The sequence below is a fragment of the Ilumatobacter sp. genome (assembly GCF_046290335.1).
Taxonomy (GTDB): Bacteria; Actinomycetota; Acidimicrobiia; order Acidimicrobiales; family Ilumatobacteraceae; genus Ilumatobacter_A.
In genome coordinates this window covers 113,362-138,455 of the sequence record NZ_JBKAGH010000005.1, presented here as the reverse complement: position 1 = coordinate 138,455, position 25,094 = coordinate 113,362, and the positions used below count along the sequence as shown (strand labels likewise).

At 68.2% G+C, this 25,094-nt stretch carries 12 protein-coding genes; 11 read left to right on the top strand and 1 reads right to left on the bottom strand.

The genetic code is table 11. From position 1 onward, the window contains the following. Window positions 1–17 precede the first annotated feature (17 nt). The 6 genes from ACE37B_RS18420 (at window position 18) to ACE37B_RS18395 (ending at window position 16,556) form a co-directional block, all read left to right on the top strand. Window positions 18–899 (top strand): ABC transporter permease, encoded by an 882-nt coding sequence (locus tag ACE37B_RS18420; protein WP_409924800.1) that lies wholly within the window; start codon window positions 18–20, stop codon window positions 897–899. Next, window positions 892–2,805, top strand: a complete 1,914-nt coding sequence (locus ACE37B_RS18415; protein ID WP_409924799.1) for an ABC transporter ATP-binding protein — start codon at window positions 892–894, stop codon at window positions 2,803–2,805. Before ACE37B_RS18420 ends, ACE37B_RS18415 begins: the two co-directional genes overlap by 8 nt. Beyond that, window positions 2,798–4,630, top strand: a complete 1,833-nt coding sequence (locus tag ACE37B_RS18410) for an ABC transporter ATP-binding protein (RefSeq protein ID WP_409924798.1) — start codon at window positions 2,798–2,800, stop codon at window positions 4,628–4,630. The genes ACE37B_RS18415 and ACE37B_RS18410 overlap by 8 nt, the downstream gene beginning before the upstream one ends. Continuing rightward, window positions 4,627–6,384 carry an ABC transporter ATP-binding protein gene (locus ACE37B_RS18405; RefSeq protein WP_409924797.1) on the top strand — a complete coding sequence of 586 codons (1,758 nt, stop codon included), beginning with the start codon at window positions 4,627–4,629 and terminating at the stop codon, window positions 6,382–6,384. Before ACE37B_RS18410 ends, ACE37B_RS18405 begins: the two co-directional genes overlap by 4 nt. A gap of 135 nt (window positions 6,385–6,519) precedes the next feature. Further along, window positions 6,520–13,764, top strand: coding sequence for a putative Ig domain-containing protein (locus ACE37B_RS18400; protein ID WP_409924796.1), 7,245 nt, complete (start codon window positions 6,520–6,522; stop codon window positions 13,762–13,764). A 14-nt stretch (window positions 13,765–13,778) separates the two neighbouring features. Next, window positions 13,779–16,556, top strand: a complete 2,778-nt coding sequence (locus ACE37B_RS18395; RefSeq protein WP_409924795.1) for a hypothetical protein — start codon at window positions 13,779–13,781, stop codon at window positions 16,554–16,556. A 33-nt stretch (window positions 16,557–16,589) separates the two neighbouring features. Here ACE37B_RS18395 and ACE37B_RS18390 read toward each other — a convergent pair whose 3' ends face one another. Beyond that, a complete protein-coding gene (locus ACE37B_RS18390) occupies window positions 16,590–18,251 on the bottom strand; it encodes a cyclic nucleotide-binding domain-containing protein (protein ID WP_409924794.1) in 1,662 nt (553 codons plus the stop codon). A 121-nt stretch (window positions 18,252–18,372) separates the two neighbouring features. Here ACE37B_RS18390 and ACE37B_RS18385 point away from each other — a divergent pair, with 121 nt between their 5' ends. The 5 genes from ACE37B_RS18385 to aztB all read left to right on the top strand — a co-directional run bounded on the left by ACE37B_RS18385 (window position 18,373) and on the right by aztB (window position 25,045). Then, complete coding sequence (locus ACE37B_RS18385; protein WP_409924793.1) at window positions 18,373–20,982, top strand: flavin-containing monooxygenase; 2,610 nt, start codon at window positions 18,373–18,375, stop codon at window positions 20,980–20,982. Window positions 20,983–21,006: 24 nt separating this feature from the next. After that, a complete protein-coding gene (locus tag ACE37B_RS18380; protein ID WP_409924792.1) occupies window positions 21,007–22,251 on the top strand; it encodes a CaiB/BaiF CoA transferase family protein in 1,245 nt (414 codons plus the stop codon). A gap of 66 nt (window positions 22,252–22,317) precedes the next feature. Continuing rightward, window positions 22,318–22,758, top strand: coding sequence for a Fur family transcriptional regulator (locus ACE37B_RS18375; RefSeq protein WP_409924791.1), 441 nt, complete (start codon window positions 22,318–22,320; stop codon window positions 22,756–22,758). 112 nt (window positions 22,759–22,870) lie between these two features. Beyond that, window positions 22,871–24,175 carry a metal ABC transporter solute-binding protein, Zn/Mn family gene (locus ACE37B_RS18370; RefSeq protein ID WP_409924790.1) on the top strand — a complete coding sequence of 435 codons (1,305 nt, stop codon included), beginning with the start codon at window positions 22,871–22,873 and terminating at the stop codon, window positions 24,173–24,175. An 18-nt stretch (window positions 24,176–24,193) separates the two neighbouring features. Beyond that, entirely contained in the window at window positions 24,194–25,045 is an 852-nt protein-coding gene (gene aztB, locus ACE37B_RS18365; RefSeq protein ID WP_409924789.1) for a zinc ABC transporter permease AztB, read from the top strand. The last annotated feature ends 49 nt before the right edge of the window (window positions 25,046–25,094 follow it).

Here is a 25,094-nt window from a genome sequence, read left to right as displayed (position 1 = left end):
CCGCCCTCGATCGCAACGTGAGCGCTGAGACCATGCTGGCGGCGCCGATGCTCTCGCCCGGTCGACTGCGGCGAATCGGTCGTGACCTCGGGGTGATCGGAGCAGTCGGTGCCGTGCTGCTCAGCGCATTCGTATTCATCGCGATCGCCGCCCCGTGGCTCAGCCCGTACGATCCGTCGGTGCGGTCGGGAACGCCGTTCGAACGACCGTCGAACTCGCACCTGCTCGGCACCGACGACGTCGGCAAAGACCTTCTGTCGCAGCTGATCACCGGCACGCGCACCTCGTTGATCGTCGGGCTCGGCACCGCAGCGCTCGCCGTCGGCGTCGGAACCCTCATCGGGGCGCTCGCCGGCCTCGTCCGGGGCTGGGTCGACACGCTGTCGATGCGCTTGGTCGACGTGGTGCTGGCCCTGCCGTTCCTGCCGCTCTTGATCGTGGCGTCGACGTTCGCAGGCCGAGGCATCACGACCCAGATCGCCTTGATCGCCGCACTCACGTGGGCGCGCCCGGCCCGACTGATCCGTTCGGCGACGCTCGAGGCGAGATCGCGTGGTCACGTGGAGGTCGCCGAGGGGATGGGCGCTTCTCGATGGCGGTTGCTGTGGCGGCACCTGTCGGTCGGCGCGGCGCCGCTCGTGATCCCGCTGTTCCTGCGCGCGGCGATGGGCGCGATCCTGCTGGAGGCGTCGCTGGCGTTCCTCGGGCTCGGAGACCCGTCCCGGGCCTCGTGGGGCAGCATGTTGTACTGGGCCAACGTCCGCAGCGCGTTCCTGACCGACGCGTGGCGCTGGTGGGTGGTTCCGCCGGGTCTCGCCATTGCGCTGCTCGTCGTGTCGTTCGGGCTCGTCGGCGTCGCGATCGAGAAGAAACTGAACCCCGAGGGTCGCCGTGGGTGACATCGTGGCGAACGGGGCGGCGACCAACGCGGTGCCCGCATTGTCGGTCGCGGACCTTCGAGTCGAGTACCACTCCGACCGAGGACCGTTGCCCGCCCTTCGCGGCGTCGACCTGTGGGTCGAACGAGGTGAGCGCGTCGGCTTGATCGGCGAGTCGGGTTCAGGCAAGACCACACTGGTCTCGGCACTCATGGGGCTGTTGCCGTCGTCGGCGGTGGTGTCGGGGCGGCTCTCCATCGGTGACGTCGAGATCGACGTCGATCCGACGGAGCCGACGGCAGCGATTCGATGGCGCGAGCTGCGAGGTCGTCGGATCGCCGCGGTGCCGCAGGGCGCCATGTCGGGTCTGCACCCGACGCATCGCGTCGATCGAGCGGTTGCCGAGGTGATGATGGTGCACCGTGGGGATCGATCGCTGGAGCGTTCGGAGGCTCTGGAGGAGTCGCGTCGCCTGCTCGCGGACGTCGGCCTCGACGCGCGAGCCTCACGAGCGTTCCCGCACGAACTGTCGGGCGGCATGCGACAACGCGTGGCGTTGGCGGCGGCGCTCGCATGTCGACCCGACGTCTTGATCGCCGACGAACCGACGGTCGGCCTCGATGTCGTGATCGCTGCTCGGTTCATGGAGTCGTTGTTGGAACGACAGCAACGCGACGGGTTCGGTCTCCTGATCGTGTCGCACGACTTGACCACGGTGCGGCGGGCGACCGATCGTCTGGCGGTGATGTACGCAGGCCGCATCGTCGAGTCGGTGCCCACCGCGTCCGCTGCGAGCGACGCGTTGCATCCGTACTCGCAGGGGCTGTTCGCCGCCTCGCCGTCGCTGCAGACGCAGACCTGGGCGACGATCCCGGGCACCGCGCCGTCATTGCTCGATCTCGGGCACGGGTGCGCGTTCAGTGAGCGGTGCCCTCACGCTCATGACGAATGCACGACGCAGGTGCCGCAGCCGGTTCGATTCGGCCAGCGCACCGTCGAGTGCGCGCTCTACTCGCCGACGAACGGTGCGGTTCCGAAACCCGTCGTCACCGAGTTCCCGACGGTGCGCGAACGATCCGAACGCGACGCGCTCGGAGACGTCGTCGTCACGGTTCGAGGCGTGTCGAAGACGTATCGTTCCCGGCGCTGGTTCTCGACGACCGAAACGGTCGCGCTCGACGGGGTCGATCTCGAGGTGCGGCGCGGGGAGATCGTCGGGCTCGTCGGTGTCAGCGGCTCGGGAAAGTCGACGCTCGCTCGCACGTTGTTCGGTCTCGTGCGACCCGACGCCGGCTCGATCGAGGTGAGTGGTCAACAGTTGATCGGCTCGTCGCGGCGACGCCTTCGCGGCGCGCGCCGCCGACTCGCCCTGATCCACCAGGATCCCTATGCGTCGTTGCATCCGGCGATGTCGATCGCCGACCTGGTCGCCGAGCCGCTCGCGATCGCCGGGGTCGATCGGGCGACCCGTCGCCGTCGTGCCGCCGAGGCGTTGCGAGTCGTCGGGCTCGGCGACGACGATGAGTTCCTGCGCCGACGCGCCGGGCAACTCTCCGGCGGGCAACGGCAACGGGTGGCGATCGCACGGGCCTTCGTGGCCGAACCGGCGCTGCTCGTTCTCGACGAACCGATGTCGATGCTCGACGCCTCGGTGCGGGCGGGCATCGCGTCCGCACTGCTCGACATCCGAGACCTGCTCGGTGTGTCGGCGGTCCTGATCACGCACGATCTGGCCGAGGCAGCCGTGATCTGTGACCGCATCGTCGTGCTCGCCGACGGGGCGATCGTCGAACAGGGCCCCACCGCAGAGTTGTTGGGCGCGCCGACGCACGCCGCGACCAGGTCGCTGCTGGCTCTCGTCGACGGCGCCGTACCCAGCAGTGCGGAACCGCACCCACCATCACCGAACGAGGACGAACGTGTCTGAACTTCCCGATCGCCCGGCGTTCTCGACCGGATTGAAGATCATCGCTCGACTGTGCCGTCCGGCGAAACGGGCGATGATCGGGTCCAGCATCCTGGCGGTGGCAGCGACGCTGCTCGAAGTCGTTCCGTTCATCATGCTGTTCGTCGCCGTGAGCGATCTGGTCGACGGCGACGCGACCGCTGGACGCTTCGTCGTGCTCGGAGCGATCGCTGCGCTGTCGTCGGTCGTCCGATTCGTCGTCTGGGGACGGGCGCTGCACATCTCGCACGTCGCTGCTTTCGACGTGATCCGAGACCTGCGCCTCCAGGTCGCCGAGAAGCTCGCAACGCTCCCGCTCGGCTGGTTCACCCGCCGACGCAGCGGTCAGGTGCAGCGGGCGCTCACCGAAGACGTGCAACGCCTCGAGGTGCTGCTCGCCCACGCCATCCCCGAGTTGGTGTCGGCGCTGTGTTTCTGGGTGGTCGCCGCGATCGCGCTGATCGTGATCGATCCATGGCTCGCCCTGGCATCGCTGGTGTTCGCCCCGGTCGCGTTCTTCGTGCTGTGGCGAGGGCTTCGCGACACGTCCGACGACGTCCGCCGCAGCACGTCGGCGTCCGACGACCTGCACGCGAGCGCAGCCGAACTGCTCCGCAACCCCGACGTGCTCCACCTCTTCGATGCCCACGGCGCAGTGTCGGCACCGACTCGCGCCGGAGCCGACGCTCACACCGCCGCCGAAGTGCGTTGGTCGCGGCGTTACGCCACGCTGGGTACGGGATTCCGGGTGCTCGTGACCGCCGACTTCGTCGCCGTGCTCCCGGTCGGTGTGTGGCTGATCGCGACCGATCGCACCGACGTCACCTCGTTGCTCCTCGTGCTGCTCCTCGGCGCGGGGATCCATCAACCACTGGAACGCGCGTACCGACTCGGATTCCGGTTGTCATGGGTGAGCTACGGCGCCGCGGTCGTCGACGAGATGCTCGGTTCGACGTCGTTGCCCGAACGCACGCCGACGCAGCGGCCGGCCAGCAACGACATCGAGTTTCGCAACGTCACGTTCTTCCACGAGCCCGGCACGCCGACGCTGCGCGACATCTCGTTCCGCGTCGACCCGGGCGAGGCCGTCGCGCTCGTCGGACCATCGGGCGGCGGCAAGTCGACTCTCGTACGTCTGCTGGCTCGATTCTGGGACGTCGACAGCGGCTCGATCTCGATCGGCGGCGTCGACGTTCGTGAGATGGCGGTGAGCGATCTGCTGTCGCGGCAGGCGCTCGTGTTTCAAGATGCGTTCTTGTTCGCCGACTCCGTCGCCGACAACTTGCGCGTCGCCCGCCGAGACGCGACCGACGACGAACTGGTCGCAGCGTGCCGGGCGGCGCAGATCCACGACGTGGTGATGGGGTTGCCCGACGGGTACGACACCGTGCTGGGCGCACCGGGTGCCGGGCTGTCGGGAGGCGAGCGTCAGCGGCTCACGATCGCCAGAGCGATGCTGCGCGATGCGCCGATCGTCGTGCTCGACGAGGCGACAGCGATGGCGGATCCCGACAACGAAGCCGCCATCCAGGCGGCCATCTCCGAGCTGATCGTCGGGCGGACCCTGATCGTCATCGCCCATCGACTGCGCACGGTCACCGGAGCCGACCGCATCGTCGTGATCGACGACGGTGAGATCGTCGCCGAGGGTCGCCATGAGCAGCTACTCGATGACGGCGGGCGGTACGCGGAGATGTGGGACGACATGATCGCTGCTGAAGGCATCGGGCTCGGAGCGCCCGTCGCCGGCGCCGTGGCGATCTCCGGGGTCGAACCCGAGCGTGGAGAGATCGGAGGCGCCCCGTGATCGACTCCGTGTTGCGACTCCTGCGGATCTGTGCGCCCGAACGGCGCCCGCTCGCGATCGGCTTCATCGCAACGGCGATCGCATCGCTGCTGCACGTGGTCCCGGCGTTGGTCGCCGTCGTGGTGGTCGTCGACCTGGCAGAGGGCGAGCCGGTGACCACGGGTGACGCGTCGACGGTCGCCGCGATCTGCGGCGGCTCGCTGCTCGTCCGGTTCCTCGTGGCCAGGTATGCAAACGGCATCCTCTGGGTCGTGTCGTATCAGGCGACCGCTCGGATCCGACACGAACTGCTCGATCGGATGCGCGCGGCGCCACCCTCGGCGCTCTCGGGCGACGACGCGGGACGTGCGCTCACGGTGCTCACCTACGACGCCGGCAAGATCGCCGGTTTCATCTCCTGGGAACTCCCGGTGTTGATCAGCGGGATCGTCGTTCCCGTCGTCGTCACGATCTCGTTCGCGTTCCTCGCCCCGTGGCTGGCTGTGGCGGCGCTCGCCGTGACCTTGCTGGCGGTACCGGTACTGCGCTTCGGGCTCGGCCGCGTGCTCGCCGTGTACGAGGAACGGCGACGGTTGCAAGGCGAAACCACCGAACGGCTCCTCGAGTACGTCCGAGGTATCGACGTCATCCGGGCGCACGACATCGCAGCAGACCGTCGAGACGGACTCGCTCGTTCGGTCGACGGGATCCGAGAAGCCGACGTGGCCAGCGTCGACCGGCTGACGGCCGCCTACTCCGCGTTCCAGGCGCTGATCGATGCAGGTACCGCGGCGATCATCGTGCTGGCCGGGTTCCTCGTCGTCGACGATCCGTCCGAGTCGTCGGCGATGATCGCTGCGCTGCTACTCACGACGGTGCTGTTCCGACCGCAGCTCGACGTCGGAGCCCGAGCGCTTCATCTGCCCGAACTCGGAGCCTCGTTGCGTCGGGTCGAGGAATGGCAGCGACTGCCGGTCGTCCCGGATCGCCCGCTCGCCGACGTCGCTGCGGACGACACCGGGTCGATCGGCGTGGAGTTGGTCGGTGTGACCGCCGGGTACGGCGAGCACGACGTGGTCATCGACCGAGTCGACCTGTCGGTTGCGCCTGGCTCCGTCACGGCGCTGGTCGGGCCCAGTGGTGCCGGCAAGACGACGTTGCTGAAGCTCGTCGCCGGACTGGTCGATGCTCGCTCCGGGTCGGTGCGCATCGGGAGGATCGACATCGAGTCGATGTCGATGGCACAGGCGGCCGGTCTGGTCACTGCGGTGTTCCAGGATGTCGGGGTCATGAGCGGCACCGTCACGACCGTGATCGGCTCGGGCGACCCGACGGCGACGACCGAGCGCATCGTCGACGCGGCACGTGCCGCTCGCATCCACGACCGCATCCTGGAATTGTCCGACGGCTACGACACGGTGCTCGGCGAAGGGGCGCGCGGGTTGTCGGGCGGGGAGCGGCAGCGTCTGGGCATCGCCCGGGCGTTGTGCAAGGACGCGCCGATCCTGCTGCTCGACGAAGCGAGTTCCGCGCTCGACCCGACCAACGAGCGGCTGTTGCGTGAAGCGCTCGCCAACCTCGCCGAGCGGCGCACGACCATCGTCGTCGCCCACCGGTTGGAGACGATCCGTCGTGCCGACGCGATCCACTTCGTCGACGGTGGCCGCATCGTCGAGTCGGGAACACACGACGAACTGCTCGCCGCCGACGGTCGCTACGCCGACTACTGGCGGCTTCGGACGCAATCGGCCGGCTGGACGATCAGTCGCTCCTGATGGTGACCGCCGCCTGACTGCGGCGGGACGACCGAACAATCTGCACGATTTGTTCAAGATGTGACGTCCGGCCGCCGACGTGAGTCCGTGCGAGTTCATATCTCCGGTCGGTCCGCCATCGCGATGTTGCTCGGCATGGCGGCCATCGTCACCGGACTCCCCATCGGTGCATCCGCTTCCGCCGAGCCGACGCCCGCTGAGCTGCCGGTATTGGAGCAGGCGGCACTCGAATCCTCGGTTGCCGAGACGACCGTCCCGACCGCGCCATCCGAGGCGATCGAGACGTCGCGCAGCGGCATCACGCCCCTGGTTCCGGCCCGACTGGTCGACACCCGCGCCGCCGACTCGACCATCGACGGGAAACAGTCCGGCGGCGGCTCGCTGCCCGCCGATCACGAATTCGTCGTCGACGTGGCCGGTCGCGGTGGCGTCCCGAGCGACGGCGCCTCTGCCGTCATGCTCAACGTCTCGATCGTTCGTCCGTCCACACCCGGTTACGCAACCGTCTATCCGGCCACGGCCGATCGTCCGCTCGCCGCGAGCTTGAACCACGGCGTCACCACTGCGGTCGCCAACCAGGTACTCGTCCGCCTCGGAGATGACGGTCGCGTCGCGATCTACCACCGGGCGGCGGCGCACCTCGTCGTCGACGTCGTCGGCTGGGTCGACGCCACCGGCGAAGCACCCACACTCGTTCCGGCGCGGCTTCTCGACACCCGGCCCGGCAAAGAGACCGTCGACGGCAAGATGGCCGGGATCGGTCGAGTCGGAGCGGACCGTTCGGTGCCGGTCAGCGTCATCGGCCGGGGCGGGGTTCCGGTGATCGGCGCGGGCAGTGTCGTGATCAGCGTCACCGCCGTCAATCCGTCGGCGAACGGCTTTTTGACCGTGTACGCCGACGGCGACGAGCGCCCGAACGCCGCCAGTCTGAACTACTCGACCGGATCGGCGGTCGCCAATCAGGTCGTCGCCGAACTCGGTGGCACGGGTCGCTTCCGCGTGTACACCTCCTCGGAGACCGACATCGTGGTCGACGTCGTCGGTTGGCTCCCCGACGACTCCGACGTCGCATCGCTGGTACCGAGCCGCCTGCTCGACACGCGGCCTGGCATGAGCACGATCGACGGTGCGCAGGCTGGCGCTGGTCCGATTCGCGGCGGCACGGTCCTCGACGTGCAGGTCGGCGGTCGCGCCGGTGTCGCGGAACGAGCCGGTTCGGTCATCCTCAACGTCGCCGCCGTCCGCCCCTCAGCTTCGGGTTTCCTGACCGTCTACCCCTCGCAAGACGAACTCCCCGAAGCGTCCAGCCTCAACTTCGCCGCCGGGCAGAACATCGCGAACCAGGTGCTGGTGCAACTCGGCGACGAGGGCAAGGTCCGCATCTACAGTCCGGTCGATACCGATGTCGTCGTCGATGTCGTGGCATGGCTGCCGCCAGGCGTGAACCAGTTGAGCTCCCACGTCGTGGCCCTGACCGAAGGCGACGCGCAGGTCGAGCTCGCATCGGGCGGCTACCAGACGGGTTCTGCGACGTTTGCCATGCCCGACGGAGCCGACCTCGACGTCGACGAGATCGTCGTGCTCGAAGACACCGACGGCCTTCCGTTCTACGGCCGTGTCAGCGCCGTCGACGGCTCGATGGTGACAGCCGACGAGGTGACGCTCGGCGAGGTGATCCCGTCGGGTTCGTTCGACTTCGTCGCCGACGCCGAGACCGGGATCATCCAGGAGGATGCCCGCGGGGTCACCCAGTCCGCTCGCCAGGTCAACGAAGCCGCCATCGTGGCGGCCAACTCGTTGGGCATCTCCGCTGGCAACACCACGGTCGACTGTGCAGGCGGCGACGTCGACATCGACTTCGACGTGAACGGCTTGTCGTACAGCGGATCGGCGAGCTGGGGTGCCTTCTACGTCCGCGCCGAAGCCTTCTACACGCCGAGCATCTCGCTCGACGCGACCGGCACGCTGCCCGACGGCGGCTCGTGCAACCTCACGCGGCGGCTGTTCAGCAAGGACCTCCCCAAGATCAAGTTCTCCATCGGCCCCGTGCCGATCGTCATCACCCACAGCCTGGGGCTGGAAGTCGAAGTGAGCGTCGAGGCCGACGGCGACCTCGAGATCTCCGCTGGCGCGACCGCGTCGGCGAAGATCGGCGCTCGATACGACGGCGGGCTCAAGACGATCAACGAGTTCGACCTGAACCGTCGATTCAACCTGGACACCAAGGGCAAGGCGACGTTCGAGGTCGGTTTGATCGGCTCGTACAGCGCCGCGTTGTACGGCGTGCTCGGCTTCAAGGTCTGGGTCAAGCCCAGCATCAAGGCGGTCGTCAACCCCGACATCGCCAAGTGGGTGGTCGTGACCGCGCAGATCGACGCCGGGATCGACGCCGAGCTCACGTTCGAGTTCGACCTGTTGCTGACCACGGTCGGCTTCTCTGCGTCGACCAGCCTGGCTCGCGGCACGCTGTGGGGCCCGGTCGAGGTGTTCTCGCGCGACCGAAATCGCACCGTGCCGATGACGCACACCTTGCCCGCCGAGGGCGTCGAGGGACAGCCACTCTCCGGCACCGTCTCGCTCTCGAACGTTCCGGCTGGCTCGGTCGTGAAGTGGAGCCACGAGCTTCCCGCCGGATTCTCCTTGTCGGGTCGTGGCAACACCGTCACGATCTCGGGCACCCCGGCCTCGTCGGCTCCGCTCACGTTCGCCGTCGACGCCAGCATCGTGCCGCCCGGCAAGTTCGCCAGTGACCTGTACAGCGAGAAGGTCATCGGCGTGAAGGTGGTGCCCAAGTTCGGCCCGGGACCCGCAACGGTCGGCGTCGGCGAAGTCGGTCGATCCTTCGAGGGCACCGCGCTCGCCGTGGGCGGCAAGGGCCCGTACACCTGGTCGGCGACCGGGCTGCCCGAGGGGGTCTCGCTCGCGGCGACCACCACGACGACGCCGGTCAACGCCTTCGTCGGCACGACGCCGACGGCGAGTTCGGGAACGATCCAGGTGTCGATCAGCGACAGCTCGGTCGCGCCGGACGTCTCGTTCCAGGTGCCGTGGACGGTCGTCCCCGCCGTGAACATCCCCGACGTCACCTTCCCGGCGGGCGACGTCGGTCAGCTCTACTCCCACTCGATCACCATCGCCGACGGTGTCGACGCCGTGACCCATCGCGCCACCGGCGTGCCGTACGGCCTCGAGGTGATCCGATCCGGTCGCACGATCACGATCGCCGGCACTCCCCTCGTCGCCGGCACCCAGGCGTACCGCGTCGACGTCGAATCACGGCTGGGTGCGAAGGCGGCGACCACCCGGTACTTCCCGATCCGCCCGCCACTGGTGCTCGACACGACGCTGGTCACCGTGCCGGTCGGCTCGGCCGAGATGCAGCCCGCCGACGGTTGGATGACCGTCGTCGGTGGCACGGGCCCGTACACCTGGACCGTCACCGACCTCCCGTCGGGTGTCACGTTCGACGCGTCGCAAGACGGTCGCCGTGTCCGCGTCGTCGGCTCTCAGCCGACGGCCAGCGTGCTCTCGTTCGACGTCACCGTCACCGATTCGATCGATTCGACCCCTGCCGTCGCCGCGGTGTCGCTTCGCTCGGTCGCGGGCGCGTCGATCCTGACCACAGATCTCCCGTCCGGTGCCCTCGGCGGCACCTACGCCGGCGAGGTCCAGGTCGGCGGCGGCCGCGCACCCTACGACCTCAAGGCGGTCGGACTCCCGCTCGGTGTCTCGGTCGCCAGCGGACCGGACAACAGCTTCGCGTTCACCGGTACACCCACGCTGGTCGGTAGCTACCGCGTCACGCTCGAGTTGAGCGACGCAAGTGGCCGTCCCGCAGTGCGCCAGACCGTTCCGGTCGTGATCGAACCCGCCTTGGCACTGGTCGACGGGACGCTCCCGAACGGCGTGTCCGGAACCTCCTACGCAGCGAACTCGACGCTCTCCGTCACCGGCGGCGTCGCTCCGTACAGCTGGGACGTCACCGGACTCCCGGATGGACTCAGCCTCGTCGGCGACGAGGACGGCCCGACCCGCACGGTCACCGGTACCCCGACGGCGGCCGGCGAGTCGACCGTGTCGATCTCGGTCACCGACTCGGCGGGCTCGCCTGCAGTGACCGGCACGCGCACGTTCACGGTCACCGGCCCGCTCACCATCGACGCAACGGGTGCGCCGACCACGGCCTACACCGACCTCGACGTGACGGGCACGATCACCTCCACCGGCGGCAACGCGCCCGTGTCGTACTCGGCGACGGGGCTTCCCGACGGGATCGTCCTGAACGCAACCACGGGTGCATTCTCGGGACGCCCGACCAGCGGTGACCAGACGGTGCAGATCCCCGTCACCTACACCGTCACTGACGCAGCGAACTACACCGTGTCGTCGATCGTCAACCTGCGGGTGATCCCGGCAATCGTCGTCGACGTGTCGAGCGCTCGCACCACGCTGGGCACGGGCAACCTCTACGACGGCAGCGTGTCGGCGACGGGTGGCGTGCCGCCCTACACCTACAGCATCGCCACCACCGATTCGTCGCCGGTGCCCGACTTCGTCGAGTTGAACGCGACGACCGGCGTTTTCTCGTCGGCGAACCTTGCGACGACGGCAGGAACCCACCCATTCCGGGTGACGGTCGCCGACAGCGACAACCGCTCCGCAACGGCCGACTTCACGCTCGTCGTCGGCGACACCGAACCCGTTGCGGTCACGGTGACCGCACCCGCCAACGGTGACAACGGCGCAGCGCTTTCCGGCGCCGGCGCGTCGGCGACCGGTGGCATCGGGGCACACACGTTCTCACTCGAGAACGCGCCGTCATGGCTCAGCATCAATCCGACGACCGGGGTGCTCTCCGGCACGCCGACCGGCGAGAACGGGCCGGTCACGTTCACCGTCAAGGCCGTTGCCGGCATCTTCGAAGGAACTCGGAGTCACACCATCGACGTCCGCGACCCGCTCGCCGTCGATGTGAGCGGCATCGCGACCACCGGATCGGCCGGCGTGAACTACACCGGTTCGTTCTCGTGGTCGGGTGGCAACAACCCGACCGTGACCGTCTCGGGCCTCCCGACGACGCTCACCGCAGCGACCGGAGCGTCGCCTCGTGCGATCACCGGCCGTCCACTGACCGGTGGCACGTACCCGATCACCGTGTCGGCAACCGACAGCACCGGCCGCTCGGCGTCGGGTACCGCGACGATCACGATCGCCGCAGCTGCCACCCTGGCCCTCGACGTGACGTCGATGCCGACGAGTCCGAACCTGTTCGACCCTGCCGCGAGCTACAGCGGCACGGCGACCGTCTCGGGAGGCGTCACGCCGTATGTCTGGTCCGCTGCGACCGGGCTTCCGGCCGGCGTCACCATGACGACAGACGGAGCGACGGCGACCTTCTCCGGTCGTCCGCAATCGTCCGGCAACTACGAGGTCGGGTTGACCGTCACCGACGCTGCCGGCACCGAGGTGACGCGGACCGTCACGATCGAGGTGCTGCTCGAGCCGCTCACGCTCTCGGCCACCGACCTCTGGGCGATCGGCCACCGGGGCGTCACCGAGACCCTCGGCGCGGCGGTCGCGGCAGGCGGCAAGGGGCCCTACACGTTCACCGCGTCGGCGAACCTGCCGGCCGGTCTGACAATCGACTCGAGCACCGGTGTCGTGAGCGGAACAGCCACCACGGTGGCGGACGCCGTCACGGTCACGATCACCGTGACCGACTCGCTCCTGAACACCGCAACCGCGACGTGGGCGATCGAGATCAAGGAACCGGTCGTCATCACCCCGCCGAGCGTCCCGAGTGAACTCTCGGCGACGGCGTTCGTACCGATCCAACTTCCAGCCGTGTCCGGAGCACCGACCTTCTCGACCGTCGCGAAGTACCCGGGCGGCAGCTCGTCGACGATGTTCGACTGCAAGCTCTACGCCACTGGGCAATGGGGCTGCTACGGCCAGGCCCGCACGCTCGTCGGCGGGCAGTGGCAGTATCACGCCACCGTCACCGTCGACATCTTCGTCACGGTGGGAGAAGCACACGGGGCGGTTCGCAAGGTCCTGAACTTCACCACGGAACGCATCACCGACATCTCCCTCGGCCGTGACCATGGCTGCGCCATCTACACCGACAGCACCATGAAGTGTTGGGGCGGCAATGCCTCGGGACAGCTCGGACACGCGTTCTCGACCACGACGACGGTGTCGACCGAGCCGGTGTACGTGACGGACTCGAGTGGTGTGCCGATCACCGGATGGAGCAACGTCGAAGCATCGGCGAACGCTGCGGAGGGCAAGGAGTTCACCTGTGCCCTCAAGAAGGAACTCCGCGACGGCGTCGGCACCCCTGACCCCTGGAACGAACTCCACTGGACTCGATCGACCTGGTGCTGGGGCTACGGTCTCGACGGCCAGCTCGGCAACGGGCAGGGCCAGTCGTCGCCAACGCCGGTTCGGGTACGCGAATCCAGCATCGATCGGCTCTACAACTACGACGCGTACGACCTCGTCGTGGGCGGAGAGCAGGCCTGTGCGCAGACGATCTTCGGGACCTACTCCCCGAACTCCTCGTCGCAGAACCGTGCGGCGGGAAGCTGGACCAACGACTCCGTCCTCGATGCACACTGCTGGGGCAAGGGCGCAGGAGTGGGTTCCGCCTCCGACCGTGACCTGTGGGCGACCACGCCGTCGAACTTCAAACAGCACAGCGTCGACATCGACATCGATCGGTTCGGCGACAACTTCACGATCGGCGGGAGCCACACCTGCCTCCGCCAGAACGAGCAGTACTACGGCGACCCCCTCATCTCCTGCGTCGGCAACGCAGCGGCCGTTGGAGACAACGGCGGGGCGGGAACCGGCCTGCAGATCTGGGCGCCGAGCAAGATCTCGGCGGGCCGTGCCCACACCTGTGCGGTGCTCGGCGGAATCCGCAACACGGGCATGGCGACGACGACCAACTCGATCGGCGAGATCCGGTGCTGGGGTGACAACTCGCAGAACCAGCTCGGAAGCACCTCGACGGCAACCAACGTCGCCGCAGCCACGGGCGGGCCGACGGGAACCTTCGCGAGCGTCAACTACAGCATGGACTTCAACATGCTGGCGGGTGGCGACACGACGTGCGCCAACACCTCACCGCCGACCGGCTCGACACAGATCCAGTGCTGGGGCAAGCACTATGCCGGTGACACCGCCGGTGCACTCGCCACCGTCACGATCGACGCCAACTCGCGACTGCGCACCGTCGGAGCGACCGCTGCATGTGCCCAGAACTTCAACGTGCTCGCCCGACTCTGCTGGGGCTCGAACGCCAACGGCCAGATGGGGCTCGGCAGCAACTCACTCCTCGGCGGAACGACCGTCGCCTACCCGGCGAACATCTGAGCAAGGTCAGCATCATGAACTCTCCACTCCCCATCCTCCGAGCGAGCGTCCGTACGACGGCAGCGATCGGGCTCGTCGCCGGGTTGGCCGTGGTCGTCCCCGCGGCCACGGCGTCGGCGGCGACTGCCGTCACGGCTCCGGACACCATCTACTACGGCGAGTTCGGCCCGGAGACGCCGGTGACGGTCGGCTTCACGACCGACTCGAACGCCGCGATCACCCACGTCGAGGTCGAGGGCACCGTCGTCGGAGCCTCGTGCACCAGCGGCGGGAGCGACCTGGCGACGACCGTGATCGGCGGCGCCGCCGTCATCGAGGCCTTGCTGCCGGCGACGACCGTCGTGTCATGCGACCTGACCCTCGGACTGGCGCTTCCTGCGAGCCCGCCCGCGAGCGGTGACATCGACGTCATCGAACACGACGTGTTCAGCAACGAGACGGCACGCGGCACGTCACCGGTCGACTTCGAGCCGGTGGACGTCGACTTCGTGGCGGGTGCGCTCCAACTGAACGGGGGAGCGTACGTACCGTTCACCCCGCGAGCGATGAACGACGAGTTGTCGTACACGCTCGGTGTCGCAGCAGACACCGCCGTGCTGCTCTCCGTCGGTTCCGTTGCCGGGACGACGGTGGGTGGCTGCCCACCCGCGACGACGACGGCCCTGAACTGCACACTCACCCGTTCGCTCGGCGCCGCCGACTTCATCGACCTGGCAGCGCCGATGTCGGCCACCGTGTTCGCCGACGGCTTCCCGATCGCCGTGTTCGAACGCTCGGTCGACGTGTTCGTCGAACGGCGTCTCGGGCTCGACATCACCGTCGACCCTGTCGCCCCCGCCGTCGGCGACCAACTCTCGATCTCACTCGATCTGGAGAACCAGGGCACGATCGAACTGACCGACTTCGTCCTCACCGGCGGCAGTCTCGGCAACCTCGACTGTTCCGGATCGTCCGTCGCTGCGCTCACGCTGGCGCCCGGCCAGACGGTCACCTGCACATCGAGCCGAACCTTGAGCAACGCCGACCTGGTGGCCAACACCCCGATCCTGGTGCGAGCGACGTCGCTCGTCCCCGGCGACAGTGACCTCGTCGACGACGACCTGACCTTCCCCGACGACGTCGACGCCAGCTTGCCCATCCCGTTCGAGGTCGCCGAGCGCTACGTCGAGTTCGTGGTGGAACTCGACGACGACATCGTCTGGTTGCCGACCCCGGCCGTTGCCGGCGCGTCGTCGACGGCCAGCACGACCGGCAGCGTCACCATCAAGCTCGACCAGGTTCCTGCGTGGGGGCGTTTCGAGATGCCGCTGTACCCGGCACCGGGCGTGACCATCACGGGGTGTGACGACATCATCGGCACGAACGTCTGCCGCTTCGAGAACAACCTCCAACTCTGGAACACGGTCACCGAGGCCGGGTCGGTTCGTGGGTTCGGCGTCGACATCGACGCTGCCGCCATCGAACCCGCCGGGCTGGTCGACGTGGAGTTGGGCGCCCGCCTCATCGCGGATGGTGACATCGACCGTCAGGCGGACCCCGCACTGCTGTCGGCGTCCGGCGTCGAGTTCGAGCTGCTCACCACGGGCTTCGACGTGACCGGCGAGACGACCGAGGCGACCATCCGACTGTCGACCCGACCGGGACCGCCGATCGGCGTCGTGCTCGAACCGATCGCCGGCGCGACCGTCGACTCGTGCACCGGGCCCGATGGCGCCCTGACGATCGCCGCGGGAATCGACACGTTCGGGCTCGGCACGCTCGCCGCGTCCTCGGACTACACCTGTGACCTCACCCTCCCCGTGACCGCCGCCGACCGCTCGGCGTCGACGTTCGCCGTCGATCTGGGCATCACCCTGCTCGACGGACTCGCAGCGTTCGACGACGAATGGAGCGATCAGGCGCCGTCGCGGTCGATCACCGTCACCGCGTTGGCGCCCGCGGCCACGCCGCCCAACGGTTACGACGTCGAAGGCGACCACGGTCGCCCGCACAGCGTCGTGCAGGGCTTCCAGGTCAAGATGCTCGGTGCTGCCGCGACATCGACCGGCCAACCGGTCGTCGATTCCGACGACGCAGCGACGTGTGTGTCGACCGCTGCTCGGACGTGGCGATGTGACATCGAGCGCGACCTGACGCAGGCCGATCTCGACCTCGGGCACGCGGACCTGGGGCTCGACGTCTCCCTGGTCGCCGACGGCATGACGTTGTCGGGCGAAGCGAGCGCGCGGGTCGAGTTGCCGTTCGAGCGCTTCGAGGTGACGGTGACCGAGCTGTCCAGCCCGTCGAGTGCCGCCGGGTACTGGGTCGACGAGACGATCCATGTGTTGGTGCAGGTTCAGAACACCGGCACGATGCCGGTCTCGTTCGACGGGGTCACCGTCGACGGAGCGGCCTCCGCGGTGCGCTCCGCCCGTTCCGCACCGATCGACACCGTCGTGACGCTGCAGCCCGGTGAGACCTACGACGCATCGATCGACATCGTCGTGTCGGCGGCCGACCTGGTCGCCGGCGAAGCAGCGCTGTCGATCACCGTCGGCAGTGGTGCCATCGACCAGACGGTGGTGCTGCGCATGGCGATGACGCTCGACCCGCCGCCACCGCCGGCACCTCCCGTACCTCCGGCGCAACCGCAGATCCCGCTCGGCCAGCCCGGTGGACCGGTCACCCAACTCCCGGCGACCGGAACGCACCCGATGACGATCGTCAGCGTGGCGGGCGCCCTGCTGCTCGTCGGGCTCGTGCTGCGCTCACGCCTCCGACCGCGGCTGCGCGTCGAGTTCACGGCGAACTGACGCAGCGGGTCGTGTCGAGCGACGACCGACTTCTCAGGCGGTCTCGCCGAGACGTCGGCTCGCTTCGGCTTCGGCGCGAGCATGGCTACGACGCACGCGACTGATGGCGTCGAGGAAGGCGACGCCATCGATCCAGTACACGTCGGCACCGTCGGGACCGGCGTCGACGTCGGCGGACCGCTCGGCGTTGCGGAGGACGGCGATCTCACCGACGATCGAGCCGCGTCCTCGTTCGACGGTGGCCCCGTCGTCGAGGGTCACGGTCACGCTGCCGCTGTCGATCACCCCGACGTGGCGCCCGCGGCCACCGCGGCGCAGCATCGACGATCCGGCCTCGTGGTGCGTCAGGTGGAACCGTTGGCTCAGCTGCTCGATCACGTACGGCGGCAGCGCACCGAACACGGCGGTGCTGCGAAGCAGGTCGTACAGGGGTAGCGGCGCGACGTGTCGTTCGCGGTCGATCGATGCGAGCCGACGCCAGGTGGTCATCGCGACCACGGCGACAGCACCTGCCACGCCAGCGAACGCAGCGGTGGGGCCGAACGCAACCGTCGCCATCGACACTGCGAACCCGCCAGCCGCCAATCCGAGCGCCTGTGTCCCTTCCAGCACTCCGAAGAGTCGCGACAGCGTGTCGTCGGAGGTGAGCCCTTGCATCATGGTGCGCGCGGCGACCTCGGCCAGTGAAACGGCGAGTCCGGCGACGACCAACAGCACGACCGTCAGAACGAGGATGCTGCTCGCTCCCACGATCGCGAGGGATGCACCGGCAGCGCCGACACTCGCCGTCAGCGTCCGAGCGAGACGTTGACGTCCGACGAGGGCGACGCTGCCCACCGATCCGAGGACGGCGCCCAGCCCGAACATCGTCGTCAGAAGACCGGCAACGGACTCGTCGTCCCCCAGTACGTCGAGGGCGAGGATCACCGCCCCGACGTCGACGGCGCCGATGAGGACCGACGTGGCGCTGATCGACACCACCAACGACGAGATGCGGGCGTCCGAGCGCAGCGTCTGGAAGCCGTCGGCCATGGCGCGCAAGGGCGAGCCGAGGTCGGGGTCGTCGTCGGTCGCTTCGGGCTGCGCGGAGGTGCCTGCACCGATCGTCGACAGCCCGGCGACACCGGCGAGCCCGGCGAGCACCAGCAGCGCCTGTCCCGGCGTTCCCTCGATGACGATGAGCGCCGCCAGCGCTGGTCCGGCGAGTGCTCCAGCCGTGCCGACGAACCCGACAGCGACGTTGGCGGCCGTCAACTCGTCCGCGCTGCGCGCTTCGACAGGGATCAACGCACCCATCGCCGGCCTGGCGAACATGATCGACATCGAGAACAGGACGGCGAGTCCGTAGATGACGACGGCCGGCGCCTCGGCGACCACGGCCACTCCGGTTGCCCCGAGGAGTGCTGCCGTCGTGAGGAAACCGAGCGTCAACACCCGCTCGCGCGCCGCGAGGTCTCCGAGCGTCGCGATGAGCGGCGAGGCGACCGCTGCGGGAAGCAGCAGCAGCACGGCGACGATGCCGGCTTCGCCCGCGCCGCCACGCTCGTATGCGACGAGCATGATCGCCAGCCAGCCGCCGTACTCGGCGAGCGAGAACCCACCGAACCCACGAAGCGCGCTGCGCAGCCGTCGATTCGCGACGACACGCCGAACCGCGGCACGCCTCGACGATGCCGATTCGCCGTTGGCTGCCACGCCGCGACACTACCGACCGAGCGTCAGCGGAGCGGCAACGTCGCCGTCTCGACTGCCGCCCTCGGGTCGTGTGATGATGGTCACGCCGGGTGGTGTCTCCCGGCGCGAAACGGAGGTTGTCATGAACGAGCAGAACCGCACCCCGGACGTCGATCTCGACGTGATCGTCGTCGGCGCAGGTTTCGCCGGGCTGTACCTGGTGCACTCGTGTCGCCAGGCCGGTCTCAGCGTTCGGGCTTTCGAGACCGGCGACGGCGTCGGCGGCACGTGGTACTGGAACCGGTATCCCGGCGCCCGCTGCGACGTCCAGAGCATCGACTACCAGTACTCGTGGGACCCGGAGCTCGAACACGAATGGGAGTGGTCGGAGCGCTACGCGACCCAGCCCGAGATCCTTCGCTACCTGAACTTCGTTGCCGACAAGCACGACCTGCGGCGCGACGTCCAGTTCTCGACGCGCGTCGAGGGTGCGGTGTGGGACGACGCCGAGCGGCTGTGGCGCATCACGACCGACGACGGCGTCGAGACCACGTGCCGGTACTACGTGATGGCCAGCGGTTGCTTGTCGTCGATGAAAGACCTCGACATCGCCGGAGCGGAGCGCTTCGACGGCGAGACGTACTACACCGGTCGATGGCCGCACGAGGGGGTCGACTTCACCGGCAAACGCGTCGCCGTGATCGGCACCGGCTCGTCCGCAATCCAGTCGATTCCCATCATCGCCAGCCAGGCCAGCGAGCTCACGGTGTTCCAGCGGACGCCGAACTTCTCGCTGCCTGCCCGCAATGGCCCGGTCGACGACGCCAAGCGGTCCGCGGTCGAGTCCGACCGCGACGCCTACCGGCACTCGGCTCGCTGGTCGTCGGTCGGCGTTCCATTGGAACAGGCGACCGACAGCGCGCTCGCGGTGTCGGACGAGGCCCGCTTGGCTCGCTACGAACAGGCCTGGCAAGACGGCACCATCTTCTCGCTGACCAGCGCGTACAACGACCTGCTGCTGAACCCTGCGTCCAACGAAACCGCCGCGGAGTTCGTCCGGAGCAAGATCCGCTCGATCGTCCAGGATCCGGCGACCGCCGAGGCGCTGTGCCCGACGTCGTATCCGATCGGCACGAAGCGGTTGTGCCTCGACACGAACTACTACGAGACCTTCAACGAAGCGCACGTGCGCCTCGTCGATCTCCGCTCGACGCCGATCAGCGAGATCACCGAATCGGGGATCGACGTCGTCGACGGCGACGGTGCGACCTCGTACGAGTTCGACGCGATCGTGTTCGCCACCGGGTTCGACGCGATGACCGGGGCGATCGTCGCCGTCGACATCGCCGGACGCGACGGTGCGCAACTCCGCGACGTCTGGGCCGACGGACCGCAGACCTACCTGGGGCTGATGTCGCACGGCTTCCCGAACCTGTTCATGGTGACCGGGCCGCAGAGTCCGTCGGTGATGTCGAACATGGCGGTCTCGATCGAGCAGCACGTCGATTGGATCACGGCGGCCATCGAGCACCTGCGCGCCAACGGGCTCGACACGATCGAGCCGACGCAGTTGGCCCAAGACGGTTGGGTCACCCACACGAACGACTTCGCCGACATCACCCTGTTCCCGCAGGCGAACTCCTGGTACATGGGGGCGAACGTCCCCGGCAAGCCGCGGGTCGTGCTGCCCTACCTCGGTGGCGTCGACCGCTACCGGGGCATCTGTGACCAGGTCGTCGAGCGCGACCATCTCGGCTTCGAGTTGCGTGGTGCTGATCGCTCGGTCGTCAACGACGGTGTGGTGTGTCGAGTGCAGCCCGACGTGATGATCCTGCTCGAGATGATGGCGGAGATGGGGCTGCCGTCGTTCGACACGATGTCGCCGGTCGAGGCACGAGCGTTCTCGGAGGCGATGTCGGCTGCCAATCCGCCCGGCCCAGAGGTCGGCGACGTCGTCGACGGCACCCTGCCCGCGGCGGACGGTGTGACCGAGCTCGCGTATCGGCTCTACCGGCCGGCGACACCGGGACCGCACCCGGTCACGGTCTACTTCCACGGCGGCGGTTGGGTGATCGGCAACGCCACCTCCGACGACGCGCTGTGCCGCGACCTCTGCAACCAGTCGGATTCCGTCATCGTGTCGGTCGACTACCGGCATGCTCCCGAAGCGAGGTTCCCGGCGGCGGCCGACGACGGGTTCGCCGCAACACGATGGGTCGCCGAACACGCCGAGGCGCTCGGCGGGCGCCCTGGCGAACTCGCGGTCGCCGGCTGGAGCGCCGGCGCGAACGTGGCGGCCGTGGTCGCCCAGCGTGCACGGGACGAAGGCGGCCCGTCCCTGTGCGGACAGGTGCTGCTCTCGCCGGTCACCGACTGCGACTTCGATCGCGAGTCGTACCGAGAGAACGGCGACGGCTACATCCTGACCAAGGCCCTGATGACCTGGTTCTGGGATCATTACGTCGACGTCGAGGATCGCAGCGATCCTCGGGTGTCGCCGTTGCGCGCAGAGTCGCTGGTCGGCTTGCCGCCGGCGATGATCGTCACCTGCGAGTTCGACCCGTTGCGCGATGAAGGCAACGCCTACGCCGAAGCGCTCGCCGACGCCGGCGTGTCGGTTCGACACGTGGTGGCTCGCGGGCAGATCCACACCTCGATCGTGGCCGTCGGAGCGTTGTTGACCGGCGCGCCCTACCGAGCCGAGATGGCCGAGGCGCTCCGCGGATTCTTCGCTGCCACCGTCACCGCGTGACACTGCGGTGATGGAGAACGACCGATGAACGAGCCGTCGGGTGACGCCGCGTCGATGAAGCCCCTGGAGGATGTGACCGTCGTCGAGGTCGACAGCTGGATGGCGGCGCCGAGCGCCGGGGCGATCCTTGCCGACCTGGGTGCCACGGTGATCAAGGTCGAACCCCTCGAAGGCGATGCGATGCGCGGGACGGGTCGTCCGGCCAAGGTCGACGGGGACCTGCGTGGCTACGACTTCGTGTTCGATGTCGACAACCGGGGCAAGCGCTCGATCGCAGTCGATCTCGGCTCGACGGGAGGCGCCGATGTCGTGCGCCGGCTCTGCGCCGACGCCGACGTGTTCATGTGCAATCTGCTGCCGCGGCGTCAGGCGAAGTTTGGGCTGGACCCCGACACGCTGTTCGAGATCCGCCCCGGCCTCGTGCACGCGACGCTGACCGGGTACGGCACCGACGGGCCGGAGGCTTGGCGCCCCGGTTACGACGTCACCGCGTTCTTCGGCCGATCGGGCCTGTACGACTCGATGCGGGAATCGAGCGATGGGCTGGTCGCGATGGCGCGCCCTGCTCAGGGCGATCACACGACCGGGCTCGCGCTGGTCGCCGGGATCCTGGCTGCGCTTCGCCTCGCCGAGCGGACGGGGGAGGGGCAGGTCGTCGAGACCTCGCTGTTCGAAACCGCTGCGTGGACGCTCGCCAGCGACTACGCGGTCACCGCTGCTGATCATGCACCCGTCCGGCACAGATCGCGACGTCAGCAGATCACGCCGCTGACCAACCGCTACCCGTGCGCGAACGGCCAGTGGGTCGTGTTCAACATGCCGCAGGCCTCGGCGTTCCCGCGTTTCTGCGCTGCGGTCGGCCTTGACCATCTCGTGGACGACCCGCGCTTCGACTCGGTGAAGGCGCGTTTCGACAACCTGTCCGAACTCGTCGACATCATCGACGAGACGCTGGCGCAGAAGACGCGCGACGAGTGGGGAGCGATCTTCGACGAACACGGGCTGATCTGGGGGCCGGTCCTCGGTCTCCACGAGGTCGCCGCCGATCCGCAGGCGGAGGCGATCGGCGTGTTTCCCACGATCGAGCATCCTGCGCTCGGTTCGTACCGGTCGGTGCGCGCACCGATGCGGATTCGTGGCGTCGATCTCGCCCCTTCGACCCCGGCGCCCCGTCTCGGTGAGCACAGCCGGATGTTGCTGGCCGAGGCCGGGCTGACCGAGGAGGAGATCGAACGGTTGATCGCCGAGCGAGCGGTCGGTGCGGACTGACCGGCCGCGTCGGAGCGCTGGCCGGGCCGCCGACGATTCGGGTCGAGCACTATCCTGACGCTCGTCATGTCGTCGACCAACGAACTCGATCGGGCGGTCACCCAACAACTGGCCGATCACGACCTCCGCTACACCACCGGCCGTCGTGCCGTCGTCGCCGGACTCCGTCGAGCGGGCGGCCCGGTCACGCTGCCGGAGTTGCTCGAGATGTCGGACGATCTCGCGCAGAGTTCGGCGTACCGGAATCTGTCGCTGCTCGAAGAGGCCGGGGTGGTTCGTCGGCTCAGCCACGGCGGCGACCATTCGCTCTATGAGTTGTCGGAGGCGCTGACCGAGCACCACCATCATCTGATCTGTGAGTCGTGTGGCTCCGTCGCCGACGTCGTGTTCGACGACGCAGTGGAACAGGCGCTGGCCGTGGCACTCGCAGCGCTCCAGCGTTCGGATGGCTTCGTCGCGGCGCATCACAACCTCGACGTGTACGGCCACTGCGCGAACTGCGCCTGAGTCACACGCGTCGCTGCGCCTTGTTGCGGCTTTGCGCGCTCCCGACGTTGGCGATGGTGGGCTGCCGACCTACCATGTGGTTATGAGAAAGAGTCTCACTATCAAAACCGGTGTGGCCAAGAAGAGTGCGGCGTTGGCATTCGCTGTTGCGCTCGGGCTGACAGCGTGCGGCAGCGACGATACGACCAGCGAGTCGCCCGCTGAGACCGACGCGGATGCCCCGGCCGACACTGCGGCACCGGAGCCGAATGCTGAGCCGGAGCCCGAGCCGGTGGCCACGGAGAGCGCCGCGCCGACGACCGTGGCCGAGGAGGCTGGCGACATCGAGCCGCTCTCGGTGGTCGTGACCGCATCGATCCACGGCGACATCGTGCGAGCCGCGCTCGGTGACGCCGTGCCGACGCTCGTCGAGGTCGAGGTCGTGATGCCGCTCGGTGCCGATCCCCACGACTTTGCGCCCTCAGCGCGAGACGCCGAGGCGATGGAGCAGGCCGATCTGCTCGTGGTGAACGGTCTGGGCCTGGAAGAAGGCCTCGCCGGAGTGATCGACGCCGTCGCCGACAGCGGAACACGGGTGTTCGCGTTCACCGATCATGCGGGACTCAGCCTCGAGGCCGACGAGGGTCATTCGGATCATGACCATGGCGACGAGGATCATGGCGACGAGGATCATGGCGACGAGGATCATGACCATGGCGACGAGGACCATGGCGACGAGGATCATGGCGACGAGGATCATGGCGACGGGGATCATGACCACGGCGACGAGGATCATGGCGACGAGGATCATGACCATGGCGACGAGGACCATGGCGACGAGGATCACGGCGACGAGGACAAGGCGGTCGAGGACGACCACGACCATGACCATGACCATGACCATGGCGGTGTCGACCCGCACGTGTGGATGGATCCGATGGCCATGGTGTCAGTCGTCGAGGCGCTGGGGGACGAGTTGATCGAACTCGGTCTCGATGCCAGCACCATCGAAGCGAACATCGCCGACTACGTCGAGGCCCTCCAGGCCAAGGACGACGAAGTCCGCGCCACGTTGGAACCGATCCCTGCCGAGCGTCGTGTGCTCATCACGAACCACGACGCCTTCGGCTACTTCGCCGATCGCTACGACCTCGACGTGGTGGGAGCGATCATCCCATCGCTCACCACGTCGGCTGACGTGTCCGCATCCGACCTCGACGATCTCACCGGCATGATCCGAGAGCTCGGGGTTCCGGCGATCTTCGCCGAGACGACCGAGTCGGATCGCCTGGCACAGGCGCTCGCTGACCAGGTCGGCGGCGATCTCACCATTGTGCAGTTGTACTCGGGCTCGCTCGGCGAACCCGGTTCAGGTGCCGAGACCTATCTCGACTATCTGTCGCTCAACGCCACGTTGATTGCCGACGCGCTCGCGTGATCTGACACGATCGCTGCGATGTTCGATCTCTTCACCGACGCGTTCGGTTCACAGATCACGCAGCGAGCGCTCATGGGCGGTCTGCTCGCCGCCACCACCACGGCGCTGATCGGCACCTGGGTGGTGGTGCGCGGGCTCGCGTTCTTCGGCGACGCGATGGCGCACGGTGTCCTGCCGGGAATCGCGCTGGCGGTCATCTGGGGATTCGACGTGACGCTCGGAGCGATGGCAAGCGCCCTGGTGATGGTGTTCGGCATCAACGTCGTGCATCGGACGACCCGTCTGTCGGACGACACGGCGATCGGGTTGTTGTTCGTCGGCATGCTCGCCCTCGGCGTGGTGCTGATCAGTCGTGAGGTCACCTTTGCCGGCGACCTCACGTCGTTCTTGTTCGGCGACGTGTTGGGCGTGCGCAGCGGAGACCTCTGGCTCGGACTTGGCGCGCTCGGGGTGACCATCGCAGGCCTCGTCATCGGTCACCGTGCATTCCTCGCGCTTGCCGTCAACCGAGAGAAGGCCGAGGTGCTCGGCATGCGTCCGGGCGTCGCTCATGTCGCGATGCTGATGCTGCTTGCGCTGTCGGTCGTGTCGACCTTCCGAGTCGTCGGGACACTGCTCGTGTTCGGCCTGCTGGTCGCACCGCCCGCCACGGCCGTGCTGCTCGTGCGGCGTATGCCGATCGCGATGCTCGTCGGCGTCGTGTTCGGTTGGCTGTCGGTCGTGATCGGGCTGACGATCAGTTATCACCTCGACACGGCAGCGTCAGCGTCGGTGGCGTTCGTCGCCGTTGCCCAGTTCTTCGTCGTCCTGACGATCATCGAAGTGCGCGACGCGATCTCGCGTCGCACGATGACGTTCGACGCGGCGTAGCCGCGCTGCGGGAACCACCCGCTGTCGGGACGTCTGGCGGTCCGCCGTC